Here is a 19,682-nt window from a genome sequence, read left to right on the forward strand (position 1 = left end):
CCAGCCTGCAGGCCCGACGGAAAATTGCCCTTCGGTCGGTGGGGTTTAGTAAGACAAACCTCGTTCCGGATATGTTCCAACCGAGGGTATTGCACATTCCTCGTGGTGCGCAAATATCATGGGCTCGGGCGACGACCCCGACACAACATTTTGAAATTGGTAATCAGAGTTTGACTGACCATGCATCACTTTGATGTTCCATCCCTCAGGCTTGCCAATCTTTCGGACGGTGACTTTCGCGAGTTGGTTGCGCGTCTGTGCGAGGCTGAGCGGGAGCGACAGGGCGGGCATCGCAACGAAGTCCATTGGGGTGGGAGCCAGACGACACCAGATGGTGGCCTAGATGTGGTCGTCGAAGCGATAGGTCCATTCATCCCCATGGGTGCTCTTCAACGGCGACATGTCGGCATCCAGGTCAAGAAAGAGGATTTGCGAGGTGCAAAGATCGGTTCGGAAATGCGGCCAAATGGACGCGTGCGGACGTTGCTTTCCGACCTGGCAGCGAACGCAGGATCCTATTTGATCGTAAGCGCTTCTGCGAACTGTGCGAAAGGAACGATGATCGCCAAAAGAGAGTCTGCAATGCGCCAGGCCATTGCTGATGATCCGAATGCAGACAGGCTTCATGTCGGTTACATGGACCAGAACGCAGTCGCGCGATGGGTCAGCGCGCACCCATCGGTCGCCGCATGGTTGCGAGAGCGTCTTGATTTGCCGACCTTGCGCGGTTGGAAATCATATGGGCGCTGGTCATCCACGCCCCATGGCCACGACGATGAATTGATTTGTGGAGATGGTCTGGTCGTCCGATTTCCGGATGGCACCGAAGTCCGACACATGCCTGACGCTCTCAATGCGATGTGCACGCTCGTCAAAGATGGCAGAAAGGCCCTGAGAATTGCCGGCCTTTCTGGGGTCGGGAAGAGCCGCATTGCGCAAGCACTCTTTGAAGACTGGCCTGTCGAGTCGCCTTTGTCGCGATCATTCGCACTCTATGCCGACTTCGGCGACGATCCGGAGCCGAGCCCCAAGGAAATGCTTCGGCAACTGATCGAGTCCGGTAAGCCACATGTCTTGATCGTGGACAATTGCCCACCTGAGGCTCACACCGCGCTGGCGGAGGAATTGAGCAGAAAGAGCGGCTCGGTCAGGCTCATCACCATTGAGTATGACGTTCAGCTGGACAGGCCCACGGAGACCGATGTCGTTCGGATCGACACAGAGGGTAGTGAAATCCTGCGTTCATTGCTGCGACGAAGGCATCCATCTCTCAGCGACGTTGATGCTTTGCGTCTGGCTGATCTTGCGCAGGGTAATGCCAGGCTAGGATTGGCTCTGGCGGCAGCGATGCCGATGACCGGCTCACTTTCCTCATTCGAGGATACGCAACTCTTCAACCGACTGTTTTGGCAGCGTGGAAAGATCGATCCGCTTCTGGAGGAGTCGGCAGGGGTTTTGTCCTTGGTCTATTCCTTCGACGTCGAAGGAGTAGAAAAGCCGGATGAATTGGCGATCCTAGCCCGACTGATCAATGTCCCGCGGAACTCCCTTTTTCGGCAGGTCGCGGTCTTGCAGAAGCGCGGCCTTGCGCAAGCTCGTGGTCGATGGCGAGCAATCTTGCCTCACGCGCTTGCAAATCGCTTGGCCAAAGAGAGCTTGGCATCGATTCCTCGAATGGACCTTCTTGATGCATTTGCGTCATCGAAGCGTCTTCGCCGCTCCTTCGCGAGACGGCTCTCATATCTGCATGATGCAGACGAAGCCATTCGGATTGTGGAGGATTGGACGAAGGACGGGGGCCCGCTTGCAGGGGCAGCGGCCTCATTGGATCTGCTGGACATCGTCGGCCATCTTGTCCCTCATCATACTCTTGGCATCGTTGATGCTTTGATCTCGGCCGGTTCTCCGCGGTCCTGGGATTCCTTCAGAGCAGATCCAGTCACGCGTGTTTTGATGCGGATCGCTCGTGATGAGGCCTTTTTCGCTCCTGTCTGTGATAGACTTGTGGCGATCATCCGTGCCTTTCCCGAAGCCAAGAAGAACGCCGAGAATGCACTTGGGGCGCTGTTTCAACTCCATCTCTCCGGGACAAAAGCCAAGACTCTAGTTCGTCAAGCGGTCGCAAAGGCACATCTGACCCATCCCGATGAAACGGTCCGGAAGATCGGTGTCGAGATGGTCAGATCAGCCCTGATTACCGAGCATTTTTCGTCACATGGCTTCCTTCATGATGACGCGCTTCCAGAGCCGTATGGGTGGTGGCCGAAGAACGATGAGGCCATAGCGTGGTATGCATCTTGGTATGACCTGGCAGTCGGCTCGGCTCTGAACGGTCATCCCTCCATCAGGGTCATGCTGCGAGCTGTCCTCGCATCGCGCGCCGGAGGCATCTGGCGAAGGGTTCCCTCGTTGCGCCCCGCAGTTGTTGCCGGGGTGAAACGTCTCCATGAGGCGAAGGAGTTCCACGAAGGTCGGGCAGCCCTCATAGCGTTCATCAGTCTGAGCCGTCGCCGAAGGGAGGCATTCCCTCAAGAGGATGTAGAAGCCCTGACAGAGCTGATCACAGCAATGGAGCCAAGCGATCTTCCCGGTAAAGTGCGCCATGAATTGGCCCGCGCCGCAAAACATGATCTCGATTACGATCATGATGACCACGCCAGAGCTAGGGCCGAGAAGGAAAGCCGGCTTGTCGATGTAGGCAGGGAACTGGGTGTCGATATCGACACTTTGAAAAAGGTCGCTCCGGAACTTCTGAGTTCACCCGGAACCATTTACCATATCGGACACGGTATTGCTCAGGGTGCCCATGACTGGAAGGCCGTCTGGGAGATTCTCTGTGAGGAATACTCCGGCCTCGGAGATGCGGCCAAGCAACCAGGCATTTTGGCAACGTTCTTGCACGAGATTGATCCAAAGGATCCCATCGTCGCCGATAGGCTACGGCAGGACGCACGAACGCTTGCTGGGGTTCGCAAGATCTTTGGCATGTTGTTACCAAATGGAGAAATGTCGCAGGCGCAGCTCGAGGAAGTGCTGAGGCTCGCGGGCGATCCATCATGCGAACCGTTCTATCTGTCACGTCTTTTGTGGGAGAGGGATCGGAGTCTCCCGGACGATTTCAAGGCCTCGCTCCTGAGGGTTCTGAGTGCTCGCCCCGATGGACTGACCTGTGCGATGAACGCGCTGAACCATCTTGCAATGGATGATGACGGCATCGCTTGGTCAGATAGTTTGGCAGATGCCGCCACCGGAGCGGTCATTTCTCTTGTTGAAACTGGCGAGACGAATACGAACAGGGAATATGAGGTAGCCCGCGTTGCACGTCGCTGCCTTGAAGGTGATGACGGGACACGTGCCCAGGCGATCCTTGCGGCGGTTGCCAATCGGTCGAATAGACGTCGTCTGTATTGGCCGGACTTCCGACAAGTTCTGGGAGTTATCGCCGAGCTGCATTCCGCTGAGTTTCTTGATTGGATGACGACCGAGCCTCAGTTTGAAGCTTTTCTGGATCTCCACGATGGCTATGAGCACTCACCCATGTGCCAGATCCCGCCCGAAAAGCTCGTCGCCTGGTGTGGAGATGATCCAGAGCGCTGGGAAAAGGTGTCTGCAACCTTGCCGCCGTTCGCGTTCAACCAGTCAAATATGGAAGAAGTCCCTCAAATGACCGAAACGGCACGTGTCTTTTTTTCTTCTGCTCCAGTCTCCGAAACCGTAATTCGTGCCTTCATCGAGAGAGTCAGCCCAATGAGCTGGTCCGGCAGCAGGGCCACAGTCATGGAGCGTCGACTTGAAGCTCTTCTGCAATTGCGCATTGATTGCGACGAACAGGTTCGAGCTATCATCGACCACGCGTCGGTCGCCATAAGCGCAGATATCGAAGCTGAACGTGCGCGGGAGGCCCTCCGCGACAGGGAGCGCGATCAGCGTTTTGAGCACTGACCATCATGTCGCGCGCGTGCGAAGTCTAGACGAGGACATGAGGGAGACAGAAGCCTAGCGTGTAGACCCTCGCCCGTGTCATGGGCTGATGAAGTGGCCTGCCCCGATTCCGATCGGGGTAGGCTCAAAAAGCCGCCCGGATTTTTGCGCAGGGTGAGGGCGAAAGGCAACTTACCGCCAATTGCGACGCTGGCCTCCGCTCTTTACGAAGTTTTTTCTTTCGCGCGGCGTTGAGACCTTCTGCTAGCTCGGACAGCTCGGACAGCTCGGACAGCTCGGACAGCTCGGACAGAGCAGTTCCGCCGCCCGAGATGTCCGAGCAAGGTTTTTCACTTGATCCTACCTCAACTTGATCCGTTGCTTGATGATCGTATAGTAGCGCTGGCGGCCACGTCGAGGATCAGATGCCTTTCGCATCAGATTCTCCCCCTCACCCGGCAGGAGGATGCCTCCTTCCCGCAGGACCATCGCGGCTGCACGCCCCGCAGCGTCGGGGAACAGCATATGCCATGTCTCGGTCGGCAGGTAGATGAGCCTGTCATCCTCCCAAGCAGCAGGCATCACTCCCTCGTCCGGTTCAGAGCCAAACCTGACAACTGCGTTCGAGCCGTTCAGGCAGAATTCCGAGATCTTCGAGAGAAGAGGCTCCATCGCATCGATCATGCTGTCAGTCCGCGTTTCATGCCACGCGATGAATGCCTGTTTTGCAGCCAGCGTGGCCTCTCCGCAGTTCCATCCAGTGATGCCGTGAGTCGTCGCGAGCTCGCCTGCGATGGCGATCACTGCGAAGCGGTCGGCGGCACGACCGACAACGCCGGAAATCCCTGCCTCAACATTCGAGCGGAAGCTTTCGGACAAGCGCTGAACCAGGCTGCGGATCTCATCACGCTTGTTTGAGCGTGCAATGAGTTCGCGCACGAACGCCACTGCAGCCGTTCCATGCTGGACTCGGGTGGCCCTTTTCAGGCGGTCAGCAAAGGCAGCGGCGTCGGGTGCGCCGTGCAGTTCATCAAAGGCCCCGAACCGCTGGCCATCTGCGGTCACATCGAGCAAGCGGACCATCTGGCCGGCCATCTGCCTCTTTCCGCCTTCGGCCAATTTAGTCGCAATGGAAATTTCGCCAGTCGACAGGACACTCACACGCCAGCGCTTCGTAGCGCCCATGTCCTGCGAGGCTGTCATCCGCGTTTTTCCGACACCGTTCGCGAGGCAGTAGAGGACGTCGTTCAGATGACGCCCATCCACCTCGCCCAACTCGTCCAAGGGCAGGAACGTGCCATTCAGAGACGCTGCCAGGACCTCGAGACCATTCGACGTCGCACGCCAGCTACAGGTCGCGTCAGGGCTACCCCAAACTGACGTTGCAACACGAAGAGCCGTAGATTTTCCCTGCGACGAGGCCCCCTTCAGATGCAGCCCACCGCCAAGGTCGAGGTCAAGGAAATCGAGGAGCACTCCAGCAAGGGCAGTCGAAACCGCCAGGATCAAGATATCATTTCCCTTACAGAGGGCCCCGACTTCTGCGCGCCACTCATCAAGGGTCCCCTGCTCAACGTGTGCCGAAGAACTAGGTGAAGTGGTGAGGTTCATGGGCAGAACATCGAGATTGCCAACGACTTTCCCGGTTCCAAAGACAAAGGCTTTCCCATCTTGACCGACCCAGCCGACCGACGACGTGCTCGTCTGGCAGCGCGCCGGTTGCCACTTGAGAAGCAAACGCTGCAATGCTTTTTTGCTCGAGGGGTCCGTTTGCGTCCTGAGGCCGGCATCGATCAACCGACGCAGCATGGCGGTCCACTTCGAAGTGAGATCTGCGTCGGTAAGCGGGAGATAGTGGATCATGCCGTCGCGATCCGTCACCTCGACAAGGCGCCCCCACCCGTTTCCGAGAAGGTCGCGAAACGTCGAGGTCACAATTAACTTAGAACAAAGCCAAACCTTCGATCCATTAGACCCGATATACTCGACTCCTGCCGACGTCATCTCGAAGCCAACGGGGAGACCGAGGGACTCCGCGGCGGGCCAGACCGGGACGATTGCAGTGCTGTTCGACGACGCGCTCATCATGCCACCTCGGCAAGCTGATGTGACGCGCCAAAGAAGCCGGACTCGCTGAGATCAAGCTCGATATTGAAGCCGGCTTTCAGATCGGCCTCATAGGCTTCGATCTCGTCAATCCTCCAGCGGGCTGCGCTACCACCCGGATGATAAGGCTTCGGGAAAGTGCCCTTCCGGCACCAGCGCCAGATGGTGTCAACCGAAACGCTGAAGCGTGCAGCGACCTGTTCGACCGGAATGTAGAGGGATTGGTGGTTCAGAGGCTTGTTCATGGCACATCCTTTGAGAGAAAGAGGATGCCAGTTTAGGCTGGCCTACGAGAATAGCGGTCGGATCGTTGGGATGCGCAGAGATCAGCCTGAAAAGTTAAGCGCTCGCTTACCTAGACCCCACAGCGCGGCATTTCAGCAACACGCTGTCCGTCGGGGCAAGCTCCGCTGCGAACGATCGCGTTAGACAGGAACATGACGATTCACCTCGTCTGCCTCACCTTCCGCGCCACGTAACCCAGATGTAACCCAGCACGGCAAACGGCAGCCACGCTTGCAGCGCACTCTGGCGTTATTCTATCGATTTCAAGGATTTAAGTGGTGCCCAGAGCCGGAATCGAACCAGCGACACGCGGATTTTCAATCCGCTGCTCTACCAACTGAGCTATCTGGGCACCGTTCCCGTGGGGTGCTGCCCTCGGGTGGGCGGGTGATACGTCAGGGCGCGGGGGCTGGCAAGGGGGGGCGGCGAAAAAAACGACGGGGGCGGGCGAGAGTTTGCGGGACACGAAATCTTTTGCGCGGCGCGTGGCGGCGGGTCGGGATTTCGATGCGGCGGCAGTGCTTTGCCGCAGGCGCGGCGGGGGCAGGCACGGCCCTTGGCCTGCCACGCGCTGGCGAGGATGTCACCAAAACGCGCGGACACGGGGCCGCGACGGCTTTCATTCACCGCGCCGGACAGGATGGCGCGCCATGTCTGGCCTGCGGCCTCGACTCCCTGCTCCTGTCGCTGCATAACGGATAGCCGGTCTTCGGAGTTCGGGGCCCTGCCTCTTGATCGGAATCCGCAAGGCTTTGCCTTCGGGCCTCAACCGTGAAACCCTTGCGTTCGGGTCGCAGTGCGTCGGCCTCAGTCTTTGAAAGACTGCCTCGGGCCCCGGTCTTCATGTCTAAACCGACAGACCTCAACCTTCGGACGCTCGCCTTCGGGACCGCGTCGCAAGGCCCCACTCTTGGCGTCCCGCCCTTCGTGTCCCGACCTTCAGACCCTCGCCTTCGTGTCCCAGTTTTCAGGCGTCAGTATTGGAGCCCCCGTTTTCAGGCCCCGACTCTCGGGTCTCACCCTTCGGAACCGCGCCTTCGGGCCCAAGTGCTCGGGCCTCAGCCTTGGAGACCCAGTCTTCCGACCCAAGTCTTCGGGACCCAACCCTCGGGACTCATCCTCCGGGACCGCGTCGCAAGGCCCCACTCTTGGCGTCCCGCCCTTCGTGTCCCGACCTTCAGACCCTCGCCTTCGTGTCCCAGTTTTCAGACTTCAGCCTTGAAGACCCGGTTCTCAAACCCCAACCCCCGGGTCTCACACTTCAGACCCTCGCCTTCGGCCCCCGGTTCTCAGACGTCAGCCTTGGAGACCCAGTCTTCCAACCCCAACCCTCGTGCCTTACCCTTCGGGACCACGTCTTCCGACCTCAGCCTTTGTTTGCCAACCCTCGGCCCTCACCCCCCATACCCTCGCCCTGGGGTGCCGGTGGACAGTCCCCAGCCTTTGAACGCCAACCATCAGGCCACAGCCTTTGAGACCTCGTCTCATCCCCCACCCTTCGGCTCCCGATCTTCAGGCCCATGGCTTCCGATCTCGGCCTTGGAGACCCGACCCCCAGCCCGACCCCCTGCCCCGCCCCCCGGCCCTCAGACCCCAGCCCGAATCCCCTCTCCCGCCAAATGCGCCACGCTTGCCCGCGCCCTGCGTCGGGCGCGTGCCTGTGCTGCGGTGCGGGGGGGGTGATCGCGCGCGCCCCTCGGGGGTGGCCGTTCAGTTCAGCCGCGTCGGGTGCTCTTCGCCGCCGTCGTCGGGGCGGTCGTCCTGCGCTTCCTCTTCGGTCACCGGAATGGCGTAGCTGCCCTTGAGCCACCGCCCCAGATCCACATCGGCGCAGCGGCGCGAGCAGAAGGGTTTGTATTTCGGGTCGCTGTCCTTGCGGCAGATCGGGCAGGTCACGGCATAACCTCGGCCAGCGGCAGGCGGTCGCGCTTGCGGGTCAGCTCGAACAGCCCCAGCGCGGTCCATCCGGCAAGGTTCGTCTCGGCGGCCTCGTGCTTGAAGGCGGCGCGGATCACCTGGTCAAGGATGGCGCGGTCCTTCTTGGGCAAGGGCGCGAAATCTACGACAATCTGCCCGCCAAGGCCGCGCAGGCGCAACTGGCGCGGCAGGTCGCGGGCGGCGGCGATATTGACCTTGAGCGATGCGGCAGGGCTGGTGTCCGGCCCCGTGTTCACATCGACCGCGACCAGCGCGCGCGTCGGCTCGATCATCATGTGACCGCCCCCCGCAAGCCCCACGCGCGGCGCGCGCAGCGCGTCGATCATCTCGAGCACGCCGTGATCGGCAAAACCGCCCTCGACCACCTCGTCGGGGGCCGGATCGGCCCAGTCGCGCCAGGCGGCCTCATGCGCGCCGGGGCCGTCGACCAGCAGTTCGGGCGGCCCGTCAAGGTCGGCCAGAACCGCCTCGGCAAGGGTGCGGACGGCGGTGATGTCGTCCATCACCTCTTCGGCCTCGGCCTCGGCGCTGGCCGATCGCAGGATCAGCCCCATGTCCTCGGCGGCACCCGCCATCGCCTCGGCGGCAAGGGCCGAAAGGTCGGCCCGCACCTCCTCGTCGCGGATCCGGCGCGAGACGTTCAGCCCCGGCGCACCGGGGGTGATGATGGCATGGCGCGATTTGAACAGAAGCCGCGCGGTGACCGGCACGGCCTTGCCCGCCTCGGTCGGCCCCGTGACCTGCACCAGCAGGCGCTGGCCGGGTGCGATGCCGGAAATCTGGCGCAGAAAGCCCGAACCGCCGGGAAGCTTGACGAAAATCCCCCCCTGCCCTTTCACGGGCCGGTCGGCCACGGCGCGAAAGATCGCTCCGGGCAGGATCACATCGCCCTCGGGGTCGATCAGCAGGTCTTCGAGCTGCCCGTCCACCACCAGCGCGGCGGCGGCGCGGCCCGCGATTTCGTCGATCAGGACAACGCGGCCCTTCATGTCATGCTCCAGACTGGATAGCCCGCCGCTTGCAACAGGGCGGCGGTTTCGGCCAAGGGCAGCCCGACGATGCCGGTGAAACTGCCCGAAATCCACGGGATAAAGGCCCCTGCGGCCCCTTGGATCGCATAGCCTCCGGCCTTGCCCTGCCATTCGTTGCTGGCAAGATAGGCGTTCAGCTCGGCATCCGACAGGCGCTTCATCTTGACCGCGCTGACACAATCGCGCGTCCAGACCCTGTCGCCGCGTCTGACGGCCACGGCGGTGATCACCTGATGCCGCCGCCCGCCCAGCGCGACAAGGAATTCCGCCGCCTCGGCCGCATCGCGCGGCTTGCCAAGGATGCGGCGCCCCAGCGCCACGGTGGTATCGGCGCAAAGCACGATGTCATCCGGCCCTGCCGCCACCGCCGCCGCCTTTTCACGGGCCAGCCGCGCGCAATAGGGGCGCGGCAATTCGGCCCGTTTCGGCTCTTCGTCGATATCGGGGGGAAGAACGGCGTCAGGCACCAGGCCCAGTTGCGCCAAAAGTTCCTTTCGGCGCGGGCTGCCGGATCCGAGGATCAGCTTCACTTGAAGCGATAGTTGATGCGGCCTTTCGACAGGTCGTAGGGGGTCATTTCGACCTGCACCTTGTCGCCTGCCAGAACGCGGATGCGGTTCTTGCGCATCTTGCCTGCCATCACCGCGATCAATTCATGGCCGTTGTCCAGCTCGACCCTGAATGTCGCATTCGGCAGGAGTTCCTTCACGACGCCCGGGAATTCGAGGATGTCTTCCTTAGCCATGGTCTCTCCAAATAGGATTACGGCCCGCAGGCAGCACCCACAGGCTTCGGGCTGTGCTAATGCGCCTGTCGGGGCGGATTTTCAAGGGAAAAGTAAGCGCCTCGCCCGCATTTGCGGGCCAAAGGTGCGGCGGGCGGCAGGGGCGGCGGCCTGTCGGGGCAGCCTAGAGGGGCAGCCCCAACCCCTCGGCCAGAAGATGCGCGATGCAGCGGCGGCCATAGAGCGCGTTCATATGGCTGTGGTCGCCCCTTGCATCGGGGGCGGCCGGATCGACGGCCCCGCCCCCCGCCGCCAGACAGGCCGGACGGGTCAGCCCCGTCGGGGCGGAAAGGTCGGCGGGCGGGGCAAGAAAGCCGAACCCCCGCGCCGCCGCCGCCCGCACAAGTTCCGCGCGGTAGCTGTCAAGAAAGACCTGCAAGGCCGCCGTATGGGCCTGCGCCCCGCGCCACGGCGCATAAAGCCTGTGGCCGCTGGCAAGGCAGGTCTCGGCATAGACCGGACGGCCAAAGACGATGGGGCGGTAACGCAGGGCAGGCACGGCGACCCATGCCTCGGCCACCCCCTCGGCGGCCTGTGCAAGTGCGGCCGTCACGAAGCCCGCGCCATAGGCCGGACGCCCGGCCCCCGCGTCCCCGACCGGATAGGGATCGCCCAAAGCCGCAAGTTCGGCGGCCCGTTCGGGGTGCCAGGCCACGCCGATCCAGACCGCATGGTCATAGGCCGACAGATCGCATTCGACCCGCCCGTTGATCCCGGCCACCCTTTCGCGTTCTGCCGGCGTGACGTTGCGGCGCGGCGCGAACAGGCCCGTCGCGCGCAAACGGTATCGGGCATGGATCTTCTCGGGCAGGCTGAAGAAATCCATCTCGATGTCGGGAAATTCGGCGTACAGACCCTCCCAAGCCTCGCGCCACGCGCCGACATGGGAATTGCCAAAGGCAAGGATGCGCATCACCCCGCCTCCGCCGGTCCGGCGAAGCGGTTCAGCAAGGCCTCCTCGCAGCGCAGGTCAAACGCCGCGTCCTCGGCCCGGTCCTGTGCCTGTTCCCGCGCCCGCGCCCGTTCCGTCGCCGCGCTGTCAACTGCGGCGGTCCCCTCAAGCCCATAGGCCGCGCGCAGCGTTGCCATCACCGTGGCCACCCCCTCTTCGGTCACGTCGCGCAGATTGTCGGCAAAGAACCGCCCCCGCGCCGATTGCGATGTCACGATCTCGTACGAAGGGAAGTAATCCACCCCCTCGTCCTCTTGCACGATCTCGTCGCAGGCGGCGCGCAGGATGGCTTTCGACCGGATCGTCGCCACCTCGACATGATCGCCGCTTGCCGTCGCCGCAAGGGGGACCGGCGAGACGGTGACCAGAAAGCGCAAGGCCGGATTGACCGCCCGCGCCAGCGCCATGAAATCGCGGAAAGCCGCCACGGTTTCGGCAACGGTGTAGTTGTGGAACATGTGGCGGTCGGGGTCATAGGCGCCGCCCAGCACCCCCGGTGCCATCGGGTAGACCGTGGCGCTGGCGCGGTGCAGGAAGGCTTCGGTCAAGCCGAAGGTAAAGACGAACACATCCGCCGCCTCCCACGCCTTGCGGATGCACCCGAGGTGGCGCTGCCGGTGCCAGACCACCTCGGCCTCGCTGGCATGGCCCCCGGGTTCGACCGACGGGCGCTGCGAATCGACAAAGCGCGGCCCGAGGGGCCAGACCCCTTCGGCGGGCTGGAAACCGTCCCAGACCTCGCGCGCAAGCTGCGCCAGATGTGCTGCCGTGTAGATATTGCCATGCCGGGCCGAGAACAGGCGGTAGCCGTGGTCCCTTGCAATGGCGTCGGGCACGAAATCGGGCACGGGTTCGGCGTCGATCACCTGCACCCCCGCCGCCCGCAGCGCCCGCCCGACATGCTGGGCAAAGCACGACCCCGCCGTGGCAACCCGCGTCTGCGCGTCGATGGCAAAGCGCGGGCGGAACAGCCCCGACGCGGCAAAGGATGCCCGCGCCTCGACCCCCGTTTTCCAGAACGCGCGCCGCTCGAGCTTTTGATAAGGCGAACGGGCCATCCCGACACTCCAACCGACACGCCCTGTTATCGGCGGGCAAAGGGGGCGGCGTCAAACCCGATATTGAAGCCCGCGAGGGCCGCGCCCGGCGTCAGACCTTGCGCATCCAGAACTGCAAGGGCTTCACCGTCTCGCCCTCCTCGCCCACATCCTTCCACGAGAATTCGGCCACGACGCCCGCAAGCGGCGCATAGCCGCGCCCCTGCCAGAAAGCGTCGTTGGTGCGATAGGTCGCAGGCCGCAGCGGGTGGTCCTCAGGCCGCATCACCGAACAAAAGGCCACATGGCTGCGCCCCAGCGCCCGCGCATGGTCCTCGCGCAGGTCAAAGAAGCGATGCCCGATCCCCTTGCCGCGATATTCCGGCAGCAGCACCGACTCCGCCCCGTAGAGAATATGCTCCAACGCCACCCCGCGCCCCGCGAAGGGTGCGGCGAAAGCCTCGGCATGGTCCTCCATCGGGGTCGAGGTTGAGGCCCCCACCAGCACATCGCCAAAGAACGCCCCGACCAGCAGGGCATCCGCGCTGTCGCGATATGTCTGAAGATACTCGCGCTCGTATTCCAGCGATCCGTCATACAGATAGGGCCAGTCGCGGAACACCGCGATGCGCAGCCGCGCCACATCGTCGAGTGCGGCTTCAAGCGCCGCCCCCCGCAAGGCGCGCACCGCAATTCCGTCGGGCAGATCGCGGCTCATGCGGAAACCTGCCGGATCCAGTCGTTCAGGTTGTAGAACGTCGTCACCCGCACGATCTTGCCGCCGCTGATTTCGAAGAACCCGCCCGCGGGCAGTACATAGATTTGCCCCTTGGCCTCGGGCAGGCCCGGATCGGTTTGCAGATATTCGCCATGCACCACGAATTCCGCCGCACCGCGCGTGCCTTCGGCATTGGCAAAGATCACCAGATCCTTCAATTCCTCGCGGTAGCTGACACCCATATGCCCGCAGAATTCCGCAAAGCGCGCGCGGCCGCGCCGGATGCCGCCCTCGTTCACGCGATGCTCGACATCCTCGGCCACGCAATCGAGCATTCCCTTTGCATCGCCCGCGTTGAAGGCAGCGTAGTAACGGGCGATCAGCGCCTCGGCGGCTTGGCGGGTCATGGCGTGTTTCCTTCTTCCGGTTCGGGGCCTTCCGCCTCGCTCGGCGGTCCGAAGCGTTGCAACATGCGGTCGCGGATCTGGTCGCGCGCCTGACGATAGGCGGCAAGCTTGGCCTCGCGCCCCTCGCCCAGCCCCGTCGGGTCGAGGATGGGCCAGTATTCCACGTCGAGGTGATAATACCGTGTCAGTTCCAGCGCCATGCGCTGGCTGGCGGGCGACAGGGCGACGATCAGGTCGAATTGCGACAGATCATCCCCCCATTCCTGCATTTCCTCAAAGGACCGCGAGCGGTGGCGCGAAAGCTCGATGCCCAGCTCCTGACAGACGGCGATAGAGAAGCCGTCCACCTCCATGTCATTGCGCACTCCGGCCGACTGGACATAGGCGCGCTGGCCGTAAAGCTTTTTCATCAACCCCTCGGCCATCGGCGACCGCACGGCGTTGTGGTCACAGCAAAACAGCACCGAGGTGGGGAAAGCTGCGGTCAATCCGGTCAGCCCCAATGCAGAACGCAAATCAGGGTGAACAGGCGGCGGGCGGTGTCGATGTCGACATCGGCCTTCCCCTCGAGCCGCTCCTGCAACACCCGCGCGCCTTCGTTGTGGATCCCGCGCCGCGCCATGTCGATGGCCTCGATCTGGCTGGGGGGCAGGCGCTTGACCGCCTCGAAATAGCTTTCGCAGATCTGGAAGTAGTCTTTCACCACCTGCCGGAACGGGCCAAGGCTCAGATGGAACTCGCCCACCTTGGTTTCGTCCTCGGTGGCGATGTCAAAGACCAGCCGCCCCTCGCGGATGGCAAGGCCAAGCCGATAGGGGCCAAGCGGCACCTCACGCCCCTCGCGCCGCGGCAGGGCAAAGGAATTCTCCTCCAGAAGATCGAAGACCGCGACCCGCCGCTCCTGCTCGATTTCCGGCGTCGGGCGGGCAAGGCCCCGCTCGTCGATCTCGATATGGCAGATACGGTTGGTCATAGCGCGCCCTTTTCACCCCGAAAGCGTGATGCCCGAGAGGCGGCAGCAGCGCAAGGGTGTTGGGGCAGCCCCGCAGGGAACTACGGAGCGGGAAAGGCTTCGGGAAAGCGTTTCCGACCCTCGCCCCTATGTTCGCGCGCGGACCGTGGCTTTGGCCACGGGCCAATCCCGACCGTTGCGCAAAGTCATTTCACACAGGAAAAGCGCCGCGCGCCCCGCGATGCCCCCACCCCCCGCCTCAGCGGTCGTTCAACCGGTCCAACCTTGCCCGCACGCTCAGGCCATGCGCCTGCAAACTCTCGCTCACCGCCAGCCGTTCGGCGCTTGGCCCGATGGCGCGCAATGCCTCGGGCGTCATCCGCGCCATCGTCGTTTTCTTCATGAAATCAAGCACATTGAGTCCCGATGAAAACCGCGCCGACCGCGCCGTGGGCAGCACATGGTTCGGCCCGCCCACATAGTCGCCAATCGCCTCGGGCGTCCATGCGCCAAGGAAAATCGCCCCCGCATGGGGGATTTTCGCGGCCAGCGCCTCGGGGTCGTCCACCATGATCTCCAGATGCTCGGCCGCGATGCGGTTGGCCAAGGCCGCCGCCTCGTCCAGATCGCGCACCACGATCACCGCGCCATTGTCGCGCCACGAGGCCCCCGCAATCGCCCGCCGCTCCAGCGTTTCCAGCCGCTTGGCCACGGCCGCCGCCACCGCCTGCCCGAAAGCGGCATCCGTGGTGATCAGAATGGCCTGCGCGCTTTCGTCGTGCTCGGCCTGGCTCAGCAGGTCGAGCGCCACCCAATCGGCGTCATTGTCGCCATCCGCGATCACCAGCACCTCGGACGGGCCCGCGATCATGTCGATGCCCACGCGGCCGAACACCCGCCGCTTGGCCGCCGCCACATAGGCGTTGCCCGGTCCGGTGATCTTGTCGACCGGCGCGATGGTCGCCGTGCCATAGGCCAGCGCCGCAATCGCCTGCGCGCCGCCCACGCGGTAGACCGTATCCACCCCCGCAATCCGCGCCGCAAGCAACACCAAAGGGTTCACCACGCCCCCGGGGGTCGGGCAGGTCACCACCAGCCGCTCCACCCCCGCGACCTTGGCCGGAATGGCATTCATCAGCACCGAGGACGGGTAAGACGCCAGCCCCCCCGGCACATAAAGCCCCGCCGCCGAAACCGGCGTCCAGCGCCAGCCAAGGGTTGCCCCCGCCGCATCGGTCCAGCTTGCATCCTCGGGCAGCTGGCGCGCGTGATAGGCGCGGATGCGCTCTGCGGCCAGTTCCAGCGCCGCGCGGTCCTCGGGCGATACCTTGGCAATCTCGGCCTCGATCTCGGCGGGGGAAAAGGCCAGCCGGTCGGCGGTCAGCGCCATGCGGTCGAACCGCGCGGTCAGCTCCAGCACCGCCGCATCGCCCCGCGCGCGGACATCCGCGATGATGGCGGCCACGGCCTGATCGACATCCTCGGCCTCTTCCCGCTTCATCCCCAGAAGGGCGGCGAAATCGGCCTCGAAACCGGCATCGGCGGTCGACAGGAAAAAGGTCATGGCGGACGTCTCCTTCAGCTTGCGCCTCCCTTAACGCCGAAGGCGCACCCCCTCAACCCGCGTCATCGCCGCGCCCCGCCCAGACCGCAGGGATGATCCCGCGCAGCGCATTGCCGACCCAAAGCCGCACATGGGGCAGATCGGCGGCCAGCAACACCTCTTCCGGCAGGGCGAGTTCGGCCCGCAGCACCCCCGGCAGCAGCCCGCAGGCAAGGGGCGGCGTGCGCATCCCCGCGCCACGGTCGAAGAAAACCGTCGTGATCGTCCCGTCGCAGACCTCGCCCCGCTCGTTCAGGAACACCACCTCGTCCAGCCCCTCGGGCAGGGCCGCCCGCGCCGCGTCATAGGCCGCCCGCTCGGTCGATTTGACCGCAAGCCACGGATCGTCCGACCGCAGCCGCCCCTCCGCCAGCCCCAGCCGCCATTCGGCCTTGGCCGGGGGCAGGGCGGCGACCGTCACCTCGGCATCGCCCGCAGCCCCCAGCGTCAGCCGCACGCGCAGCGGCCCCGTTCCGACCGCCGCCGCCAAAGCCCCGCGCAGCGCGGCCCCGTCGAAAGGGTAGCCCAAGGCGGCCGCCCCCTGCGCCAGCCGCGCCAGATGCAGCGGCAGCCGCGGAAACCGCGCCCCGTCCCACAAGAGCGTCTCGATCAGGCGGACGCCTGCCCCAGCCCCTCGGCGTAACGCGCTTTCCACAAGGCCTCCTCCCATTCGCCGCCTTCGGTCGAATCATAGACCACCCCGCCGCCGACATTCAGCCGCACGCGACCGTCGGGCTGCAAGGACAGCGTGCGGATCGCCACGTTCCACGCGGCATCGCCATCGGGGGCCATCCAGCCCATCGCCCCGCAATAGACCCCGCGCGCCCCGCGCTCGACCTCGCGGATGATCTCCATCGCGCGGATCTTCGGCGCGCCCGTCACCGATCCGCAGGGAAACAGCGCCGCCATCAATCCGGCGACATCCGCCCCCCCGCGCAACCGCCCCGTCACGGTCGAGGACATCTGGTGCACGGTCGAGAACGCCTCGACCGCGTAAAGCTCGGGCACCCTGACCGACCCCACCTCGGACAGGCGCGAGATGTCGTTGCGCAGCAGATCGACGATCATCAGGTTTTCCGCCCGCGCCTTTTCCGACGCGCCCAGTTCGGCCGCAATCGCCGCATCGCGCACGGGATCGGGATCGCGCGGCGCGGTCCCCTTCATCGGGCGCGCCGAAATCACCCCGCCCCGAACCCGAAAGAACAGCTCGGGCGAGCGCGAGATCACCACGGGCCCCGCGCCAAGGTCGCAGAACATGCCGTATCCCACCACCTGCCGCGCCCTCAACGCCGCGTAAAGGCCCAGCGGCGACCCTGCGGCAAGCCGCGCGGCCATCGGGAAGGTCAGGTTGATCTGGTAGCAATCGCCCGCCGCGATATAGTCGGCCACCCGCCGGAACGCGGCGCCATAGGCCTGCCGCGACACAAGCGGGCGCGGCGGTGTCAGGCTCACGCCCTCCGCCTCGGCCGCCGCGCGCGCAAGCACGGCCCCCGCATCCTGCGGCGCATCATAGACGCCCAGCGCCACCAAAGGCCCCGCGCGCCGCTTCGGCATCAGCCGCCGCAAGCGCGGTTCAAGCGCATAGCCCGCCTCATAGGCGACATATCCCGCCAGCCAGCCACCCGCACGGCGCAGCGCCTCGGCCCGCTCGAGCGCCGGACGCACCTGATCGGCCCGCCAGGCAAGAACCGTCTCGCGCGGGGTCTCGAACAGTGCAGGGCGCCCCTCGGGGCCATGCTCGCAAAGGATCACCGAACTCTCCTCGGGCGGCGATGCGGGGGGCCGCCTCTGGCACGCCCCGGTCAGGCGCGGCAGATAGCACGCGGCAGGGGGGGCGAACAGTCCACCCGCGACACTTCGCCCCGCCGATCCGCCAGCCCCCGCGCAACGGCGCGCCTGACCTCGCGTCATCCCTCCCGCATCCCCGCCCCCCGCACCCGCCCCGCACCCGCACCCCCGCCCCGCACCCGCACCCCGCGTGATCCGCCCGTCAGCGCGGCGCAATCCGCCCGCCCGTTTCGAGCCAGCCCCGACAGGCCCCGACATGGGCAAACCCCCCTCCCGCCGCGCAAGGCCGCCCGAAATCTGCACAATCCGCCCCGCAGCGCCCGATTTCCGGCCGCCGCAATCCTGAAAAGATTGTTTCAATGCTTGCCGGATTGAAGAAATCCGAGTCTAATCATCTCCACGAGAAGCGGGTCAGAACCGCTCCGGTGAGTGACCAGTCAGAACAAAGACGACACACACGAAAACGAACAACAACGGGGAAGAACATGGCATCGGACAATTACACCGATCATGAGAAACACGAGGACATGAAGGTCCTCCACGGGATGGGCTACGCGCAGGAACTCTCGCGCTCGATGTCGAAGTTCTCGAACTTCGCCATCTCCTTCTCGATCATCTGCATCCTGTCGGGCGGCATCAACTCCTTCGCACAGGCGATTTCGTCTGTCGGCGGCGCTGGGGCGGGCATCGGCTGGATCGTGGGCTGCCTGCTTTCGGGCATGTTCGCGCTGTCCATGGCCCAGGTCGCCTCGGCCTTTCCGACGGCGGGCGGGCTTTACCACTGGGCCTCGATCCTCGGAAACCGTTTCTGGGGCTGGCTTACCGCATGGCTCAACCTTCTGGGCCTGATCACGGTGCTTGGCGCCATCAACATCGGCACGGCCTATTTCTTCGCGGGCACCTTCGGCAGCTTCGTCGGCTTTTCGGGAAGTGACGGCCAGGTCGTGATCTTCGTCGCGGTGATCACCATCATCCAGGCGCTGTTCAACCACCTCGGCATCAAGGTCACGACGATGCTGACCGACATGTCGGGCTATCTGATCTTCGCCGCGACCGCTGTTCTGGTGCTGGCCTGCCTCTATTTCGCTCCGGCGCTCGATGTCTCGCGCCTGTGGACCTTTACCAACTACTCCGGCGACGCGGGCGGCGGCGTGTTCCCGCAATCGGACAACATGCTCTACCTCTTCCTGCTCTGCCTTCTGCTGCCGGTCTACACGATCACCGGCTATGATGCCTCGGCCCATACCTCCGAGGAAACCAAGAACGCCGCCATGTCCGTGCCGCAAGGCATCGTCAGCGCCGTGTTCTGGTCGTCGATCGTCGGCTGGGTGATGATCTGCGCGATCACCCTTGCGATCCCGGACATGACCACCGCCGCCACGCAAGGCTGGGGTATGTTCTTCGCCACGATGGATGCGATCCTTCCCGTCGGCCTCAAGTTCGTCCTCTACCTTGCCATCTTCATCGCCCAGCTGCTCTGCGGTCTGGCCACGGTGACCTCGGCCAGCCGGATGCTCTTTGCCTTCTCGCGCGATGACGGCGTGCCGCTCTTCTCCAAGCCCTTGTCGACCGTCAGCCCGAAGTACCGCACGCCCGTCAACGCGATCTGGACGGCAACGGTGCTTTGCATCCTCTACGTGGTGCTGGCGATGACGATCAAGGTCGGTGAAACCTCGATCTACGTGATCGTGGTGAACTCGACCCTCGTGTTCCTGTTCCTCTCCTTCACCATTCCGCTGATCGCCGGTGTCTTTGCCTATGGCACCGCCAAATGGCCGAACCCCGGCCCGTGGAGCCTTGGTGGCGGTGTCTACAAACTGGTCACGATTCTGGCCGTGGTCGGCATGGGGGTGATCCTGTTCATCGCCGTCGCCCCGCCGAACGAACGTGTGCTTTATGTGGTGCTGGGCTTCGTCGCCCTCGCGCTGGTGCTTTGGGTCGCGGTGGAAAACCGCCGTTTCGAAGGCCCGCCGACGGGTGACCGCATCGCAGCCCGCAAGGCCGCCATCGCTGCCGCCGAAGCCGCCGTGGGCGAAAAGGCCTGACGACAGCCGAAGGTCAAGTCAAAGGGCCAGGGGGAAACCTCTGGCCCCTTTCTTTTGCAAAGCGGAATTTGACGCAAATTCCGCGACGGTTTCCGGCGCAGAAACCGGACCACGC

General features: G+C 64.1%; 18 protein-coding genes and 1 tRNA gene. 3 read left to right on the forward strand and 16 right to left on the reverse strand.

Annotated elements, in window-relative coordinates:
- The first annotated feature begins 180 nt into the window (after nt 1-180).
- Nucleotides 181-3,942, forward strand: coding sequence for a hypothetical protein (locus tag H7F16_RS01125; RefSeq protein ID WP_185795719.1), 3,762 nt, complete (start codon nt 181-183; stop codon nt 3,940-3,942).
- A 339-nt stretch (nt 3,943-4,281) separates the two neighbouring features.
- Here the strand turns inward: H7F16_RS01125 and H7F16_RS01130 are convergent, their stop codons facing one another.
- The 3 genes from H7F16_RS01130 to H7F16_RS01140 form a co-directional block, all read right to left on the reverse strand.
- Nucleotides 4,282-6,009, reverse strand: a complete 1,728-nt coding sequence (locus tag H7F16_RS01130) for a DUF927 domain-containing protein (protein WP_185795720.1) — start codon at nt 6,007-6,009, stop codon at nt 4,282-4,284.
- Nucleotides 6,006-6,272 (reverse strand): helix-turn-helix transcriptional regulator, encoded by a 267-nt coding sequence (locus H7F16_RS01135; RefSeq protein WP_194308388.1) that lies wholly within the window; start codon nt 6,270-6,272, stop codon nt 6,006-6,008. Before H7F16_RS01135 ends, H7F16_RS01130 begins: the two co-directional genes overlap by 4 nt.
- A 316-nt stretch (nt 6,273-6,588) precedes the next feature.
- Nucleotides 6,589-6,664, reverse strand: a tRNA-Phe gene (locus H7F16_RS01140).
- 155 nt (nt 6,665-6,819) lie between these two features.
- On the opposite strand from H7F16_RS01140, the gene H7F16_RS01145 reads away from it, so the two are divergent.
- Entirely contained in the window at nt 6,820-7,014 is a 195-nt protein-coding gene (locus H7F16_RS01145) for a hypothetical protein (RefSeq protein WP_185795721.1), read from the forward strand.
- Between the two features lie 1,008 nt (nt 7,015-8,022).
- On the opposite strand, the gene H7F16_RS01150 is transcribed toward H7F16_RS01145, so the two are convergent.
- The 13 genes from H7F16_RS01150 to H7F16_RS01210 form a co-directional block, all read right to left on the reverse strand.
- Nucleotides 8,023-8,208, reverse strand: a complete 186-nt coding sequence (locus tag H7F16_RS01150) for a DNA gyrase inhibitor YacG (protein WP_185795722.1) — start codon at nt 8,206-8,208, stop codon at nt 8,023-8,025.
- Nucleotides 8,205-9,239, reverse strand: a complete 1,035-nt coding sequence (locus H7F16_RS01155; protein ID WP_185795723.1) for a ribonuclease E/G — start codon at nt 9,237-9,239, stop codon at nt 8,205-8,207. The genes H7F16_RS01150 and H7F16_RS01155 overlap by 4 nt, the downstream gene beginning before the upstream one ends.
- Complete coding sequence (locus H7F16_RS01160; RefSeq protein WP_185795724.1) at nt 9,236-9,811, reverse strand: Maf family nucleotide pyrophosphatase; 576 nt, start codon at nt 9,809-9,811, stop codon at nt 9,236-9,238. Before H7F16_RS01160 ends, H7F16_RS01155 begins: the two co-directional genes overlap by 4 nt.
- Nucleotides 9,808-10,026: a translation initiation factor IF-1 gene (infA, locus tag H7F16_RS01165; RefSeq protein ID WP_108434436.1), complete on the reverse strand. Its 219-nt coding sequence runs from the start codon at nt 10,024-10,026 to the stop codon at nt 9,808-9,810. The genes H7F16_RS01160 and infA overlap by 4 nt, the downstream gene beginning before the upstream one ends.
- Before the next feature lie 163 nt (nt 10,027-10,189).
- Entirely contained in the window at nt 10,190-10,981 is a 792-nt protein-coding gene (locus H7F16_RS01170) for a hypothetical protein (protein WP_185795725.1), read from the reverse strand.
- The gene (locus H7F16_RS01175; RefSeq protein ID WP_185795726.1) at nt 10,978-12,075 is read right to left on the reverse strand and encodes a GSCFA domain-containing protein; all 1,098 of its coding nucleotides are present in this window, start codon (nt 12,073-12,075) and stop codon (nt 10,978-10,980) included. The genes H7F16_RS01170 and H7F16_RS01175 overlap by 4 nt, the downstream gene beginning before the upstream one ends.
- A gap of 91 nt (nt 12,076-12,166) precedes the next feature.
- Nucleotides 12,167-12,772 carry a GNAT family N-acetyltransferase gene (locus H7F16_RS01180; protein WP_185795727.1) on the reverse strand — a complete coding sequence of 202 codons (606 nt, stop codon included), beginning with the start codon at nt 12,770-12,772 and terminating at the stop codon, nt 12,167-12,169.
- Nucleotides 12,769-13,179, reverse strand: a complete 411-nt coding sequence (locus H7F16_RS01185; protein WP_185795728.1) for a ketosteroid isomerase-related protein — start codon at nt 13,177-13,179, stop codon at nt 12,769-12,771. The genes H7F16_RS01180 and H7F16_RS01185 overlap by 4 nt, the downstream gene beginning before the upstream one ends.
- Nucleotides 13,176-13,604 carry an arsenate-mycothiol transferase ArsC gene (locus H7F16_RS01190; protein ID WP_241741210.1) on the reverse strand — a complete coding sequence of 143 codons (429 nt, stop codon included), beginning with the start codon at nt 13,602-13,604 and terminating at the stop codon, nt 13,176-13,178. Before H7F16_RS01190 ends, H7F16_RS01185 begins: the two co-directional genes overlap by 4 nt.
- Before the next feature lie 68 nt (nt 13,605-13,672).
- Complete coding sequence (locus H7F16_RS01195; protein WP_185795730.1) at nt 13,673-14,152, reverse strand: UPF0262 family protein; 480 nt, start codon at nt 14,150-14,152, stop codon at nt 13,673-13,675.
- A 238-nt stretch (nt 14,153-14,390) separates the two neighbouring features.
- Entirely contained in the window at nt 14,391-15,695 is a 1,305-nt protein-coding gene (gene hisD / locus H7F16_RS01200; RefSeq protein WP_185795731.1) for a histidinol dehydrogenase, read from the reverse strand.
- A gap of 52 nt (nt 15,696-15,747) precedes the next feature.
- The gene (locus tag H7F16_RS01205) at nt 15,748-16,389 is read right to left on the reverse strand and encodes an aminotransferase class IV (protein ID WP_422121093.1); all 642 of its coding nucleotides are present in this window, start codon (nt 16,387-16,389) and stop codon (nt 15,748-15,750) included.
- Nucleotides 16,344-17,486 (reverse strand): aminodeoxychorismate synthase component I, encoded by a 1,143-nt coding sequence (locus H7F16_RS01210; RefSeq protein ID WP_185795733.1) that lies wholly within the window; start codon nt 17,484-17,486, stop codon nt 16,344-16,346. The genes H7F16_RS01205 and H7F16_RS01210 overlap by 46 nt, the downstream gene beginning before the upstream one ends.
- A 521-nt stretch (nt 17,487-18,007) precedes the next feature.
- On the opposite strand from H7F16_RS01210, the gene H7F16_RS01215 reads away from it, so the two are divergent.
- The gene (locus H7F16_RS01215; RefSeq protein ID WP_185795734.1) at nt 18,008-19,567 is read left to right on the forward strand and encodes an amino acid permease; all 1,560 of its coding nucleotides are present in this window, start codon (nt 18,008-18,010) and stop codon (nt 19,565-19,567) included.
- Nucleotides 19,568-19,682 lie beyond the last annotated feature (115 nt).

This window comes from Paragemmobacter straminiformis, assembly GCF_014243445.1.
Classification (GTDB): domain Bacteria; phylum Pseudomonadota; class Alphaproteobacteria; order Rhodobacterales; family Rhodobacteraceae; genus Paragemmobacter; species Paragemmobacter straminiformis.

What these genes read in the sequence shown, in the direction of transcription:
- H7F16_RS01125 (WP_185795719.1), top strand. Translation starts at nt 181, where the DNA reads ATGCATCACTTTGATGTTCCATCCCTCAGGCTTGCCAATCTTTCGGAC.
- H7F16_RS01130 (WP_185795720.1), bottom strand. Translation starts at nt 6,009, where the DNA reads ATGATGAGCGCGTCGTCGAACAGCACTGCAATCGTCCCGGTCTGGCCC.
- H7F16_RS01135 (WP_194308388.1), bottom strand. Translation starts at nt 6,272, where the DNA reads ATGAACAAGCCTCTGAACCACCAATCCCTCTACATTCCGGTCGAACAG.
- H7F16_RS01145 (WP_185795721.1), top strand. Translation starts at nt 6,820, where the DNA reads ATGCGGCGGCAGTGCTTTGCCGCAGGCGCGGCGGGGGCAGGCACGGCC.
- H7F16_RS01155 (WP_185795723.1), bottom strand. Translation starts at nt 9,239, where the DNA reads ATGAAGGGCCGCGTTGTCCTGATCGACGAAATCGCGGGCCGCGCCGCC.
- infA (WP_108434436.1), bottom strand. Translation starts at nt 10,026, where the DNA reads ATGGCTAAGGAAGACATCCTCGAATTCCCGGGCGTCGTGAAGGAACTC.
- H7F16_RS01175 (WP_185795726.1), bottom strand. Translation starts at nt 12,075, where the DNA reads ATGGCCCGTTCGCCTTATCAAAAGCTCGAGCGGCGCGCGTTCTGGAAA.
- H7F16_RS01180 (WP_185795727.1), bottom strand. Translation starts at nt 12,772, where the DNA reads ATGAGCCGCGATCTGCCCGACGGAATTGCGGTGCGCGCCTTGCGGGGG.
- H7F16_RS01185 (WP_185795728.1), bottom strand. Translation starts at nt 13,179, where the DNA reads ATGACCCGCCAAGCCGCCGAGGCGCTGATCGCCCGTTACTACGCTGCC.
- H7F16_RS01190 (WP_241741210.1), bottom strand. Translation starts at nt 13,604, where the DNA reads ATGGCCGAGGGGTTGATGAAAAAGCTTTACGGCCAGCGCGCCTATGTC.
- H7F16_RS01195 (WP_185795730.1), bottom strand. Translation starts at nt 14,152, where the DNA reads ATGACCAACCGTATCTGCCATATCGAGATCGACGAGCGGGGCCTTGCC.
- hisD (WP_185795731.1), bottom strand. Translation starts at nt 15,695, where the DNA reads ATGACCTTTTTCCTGTCGACCGCCGATGCCGGTTTCGAGGCCGATTTC.
- H7F16_RS01215 (WP_185795734.1), top strand. Translation starts at nt 18,008, where the DNA reads ATGGCATCGGACAATTACACCGATCATGAGAAACACGAGGACATGAAG.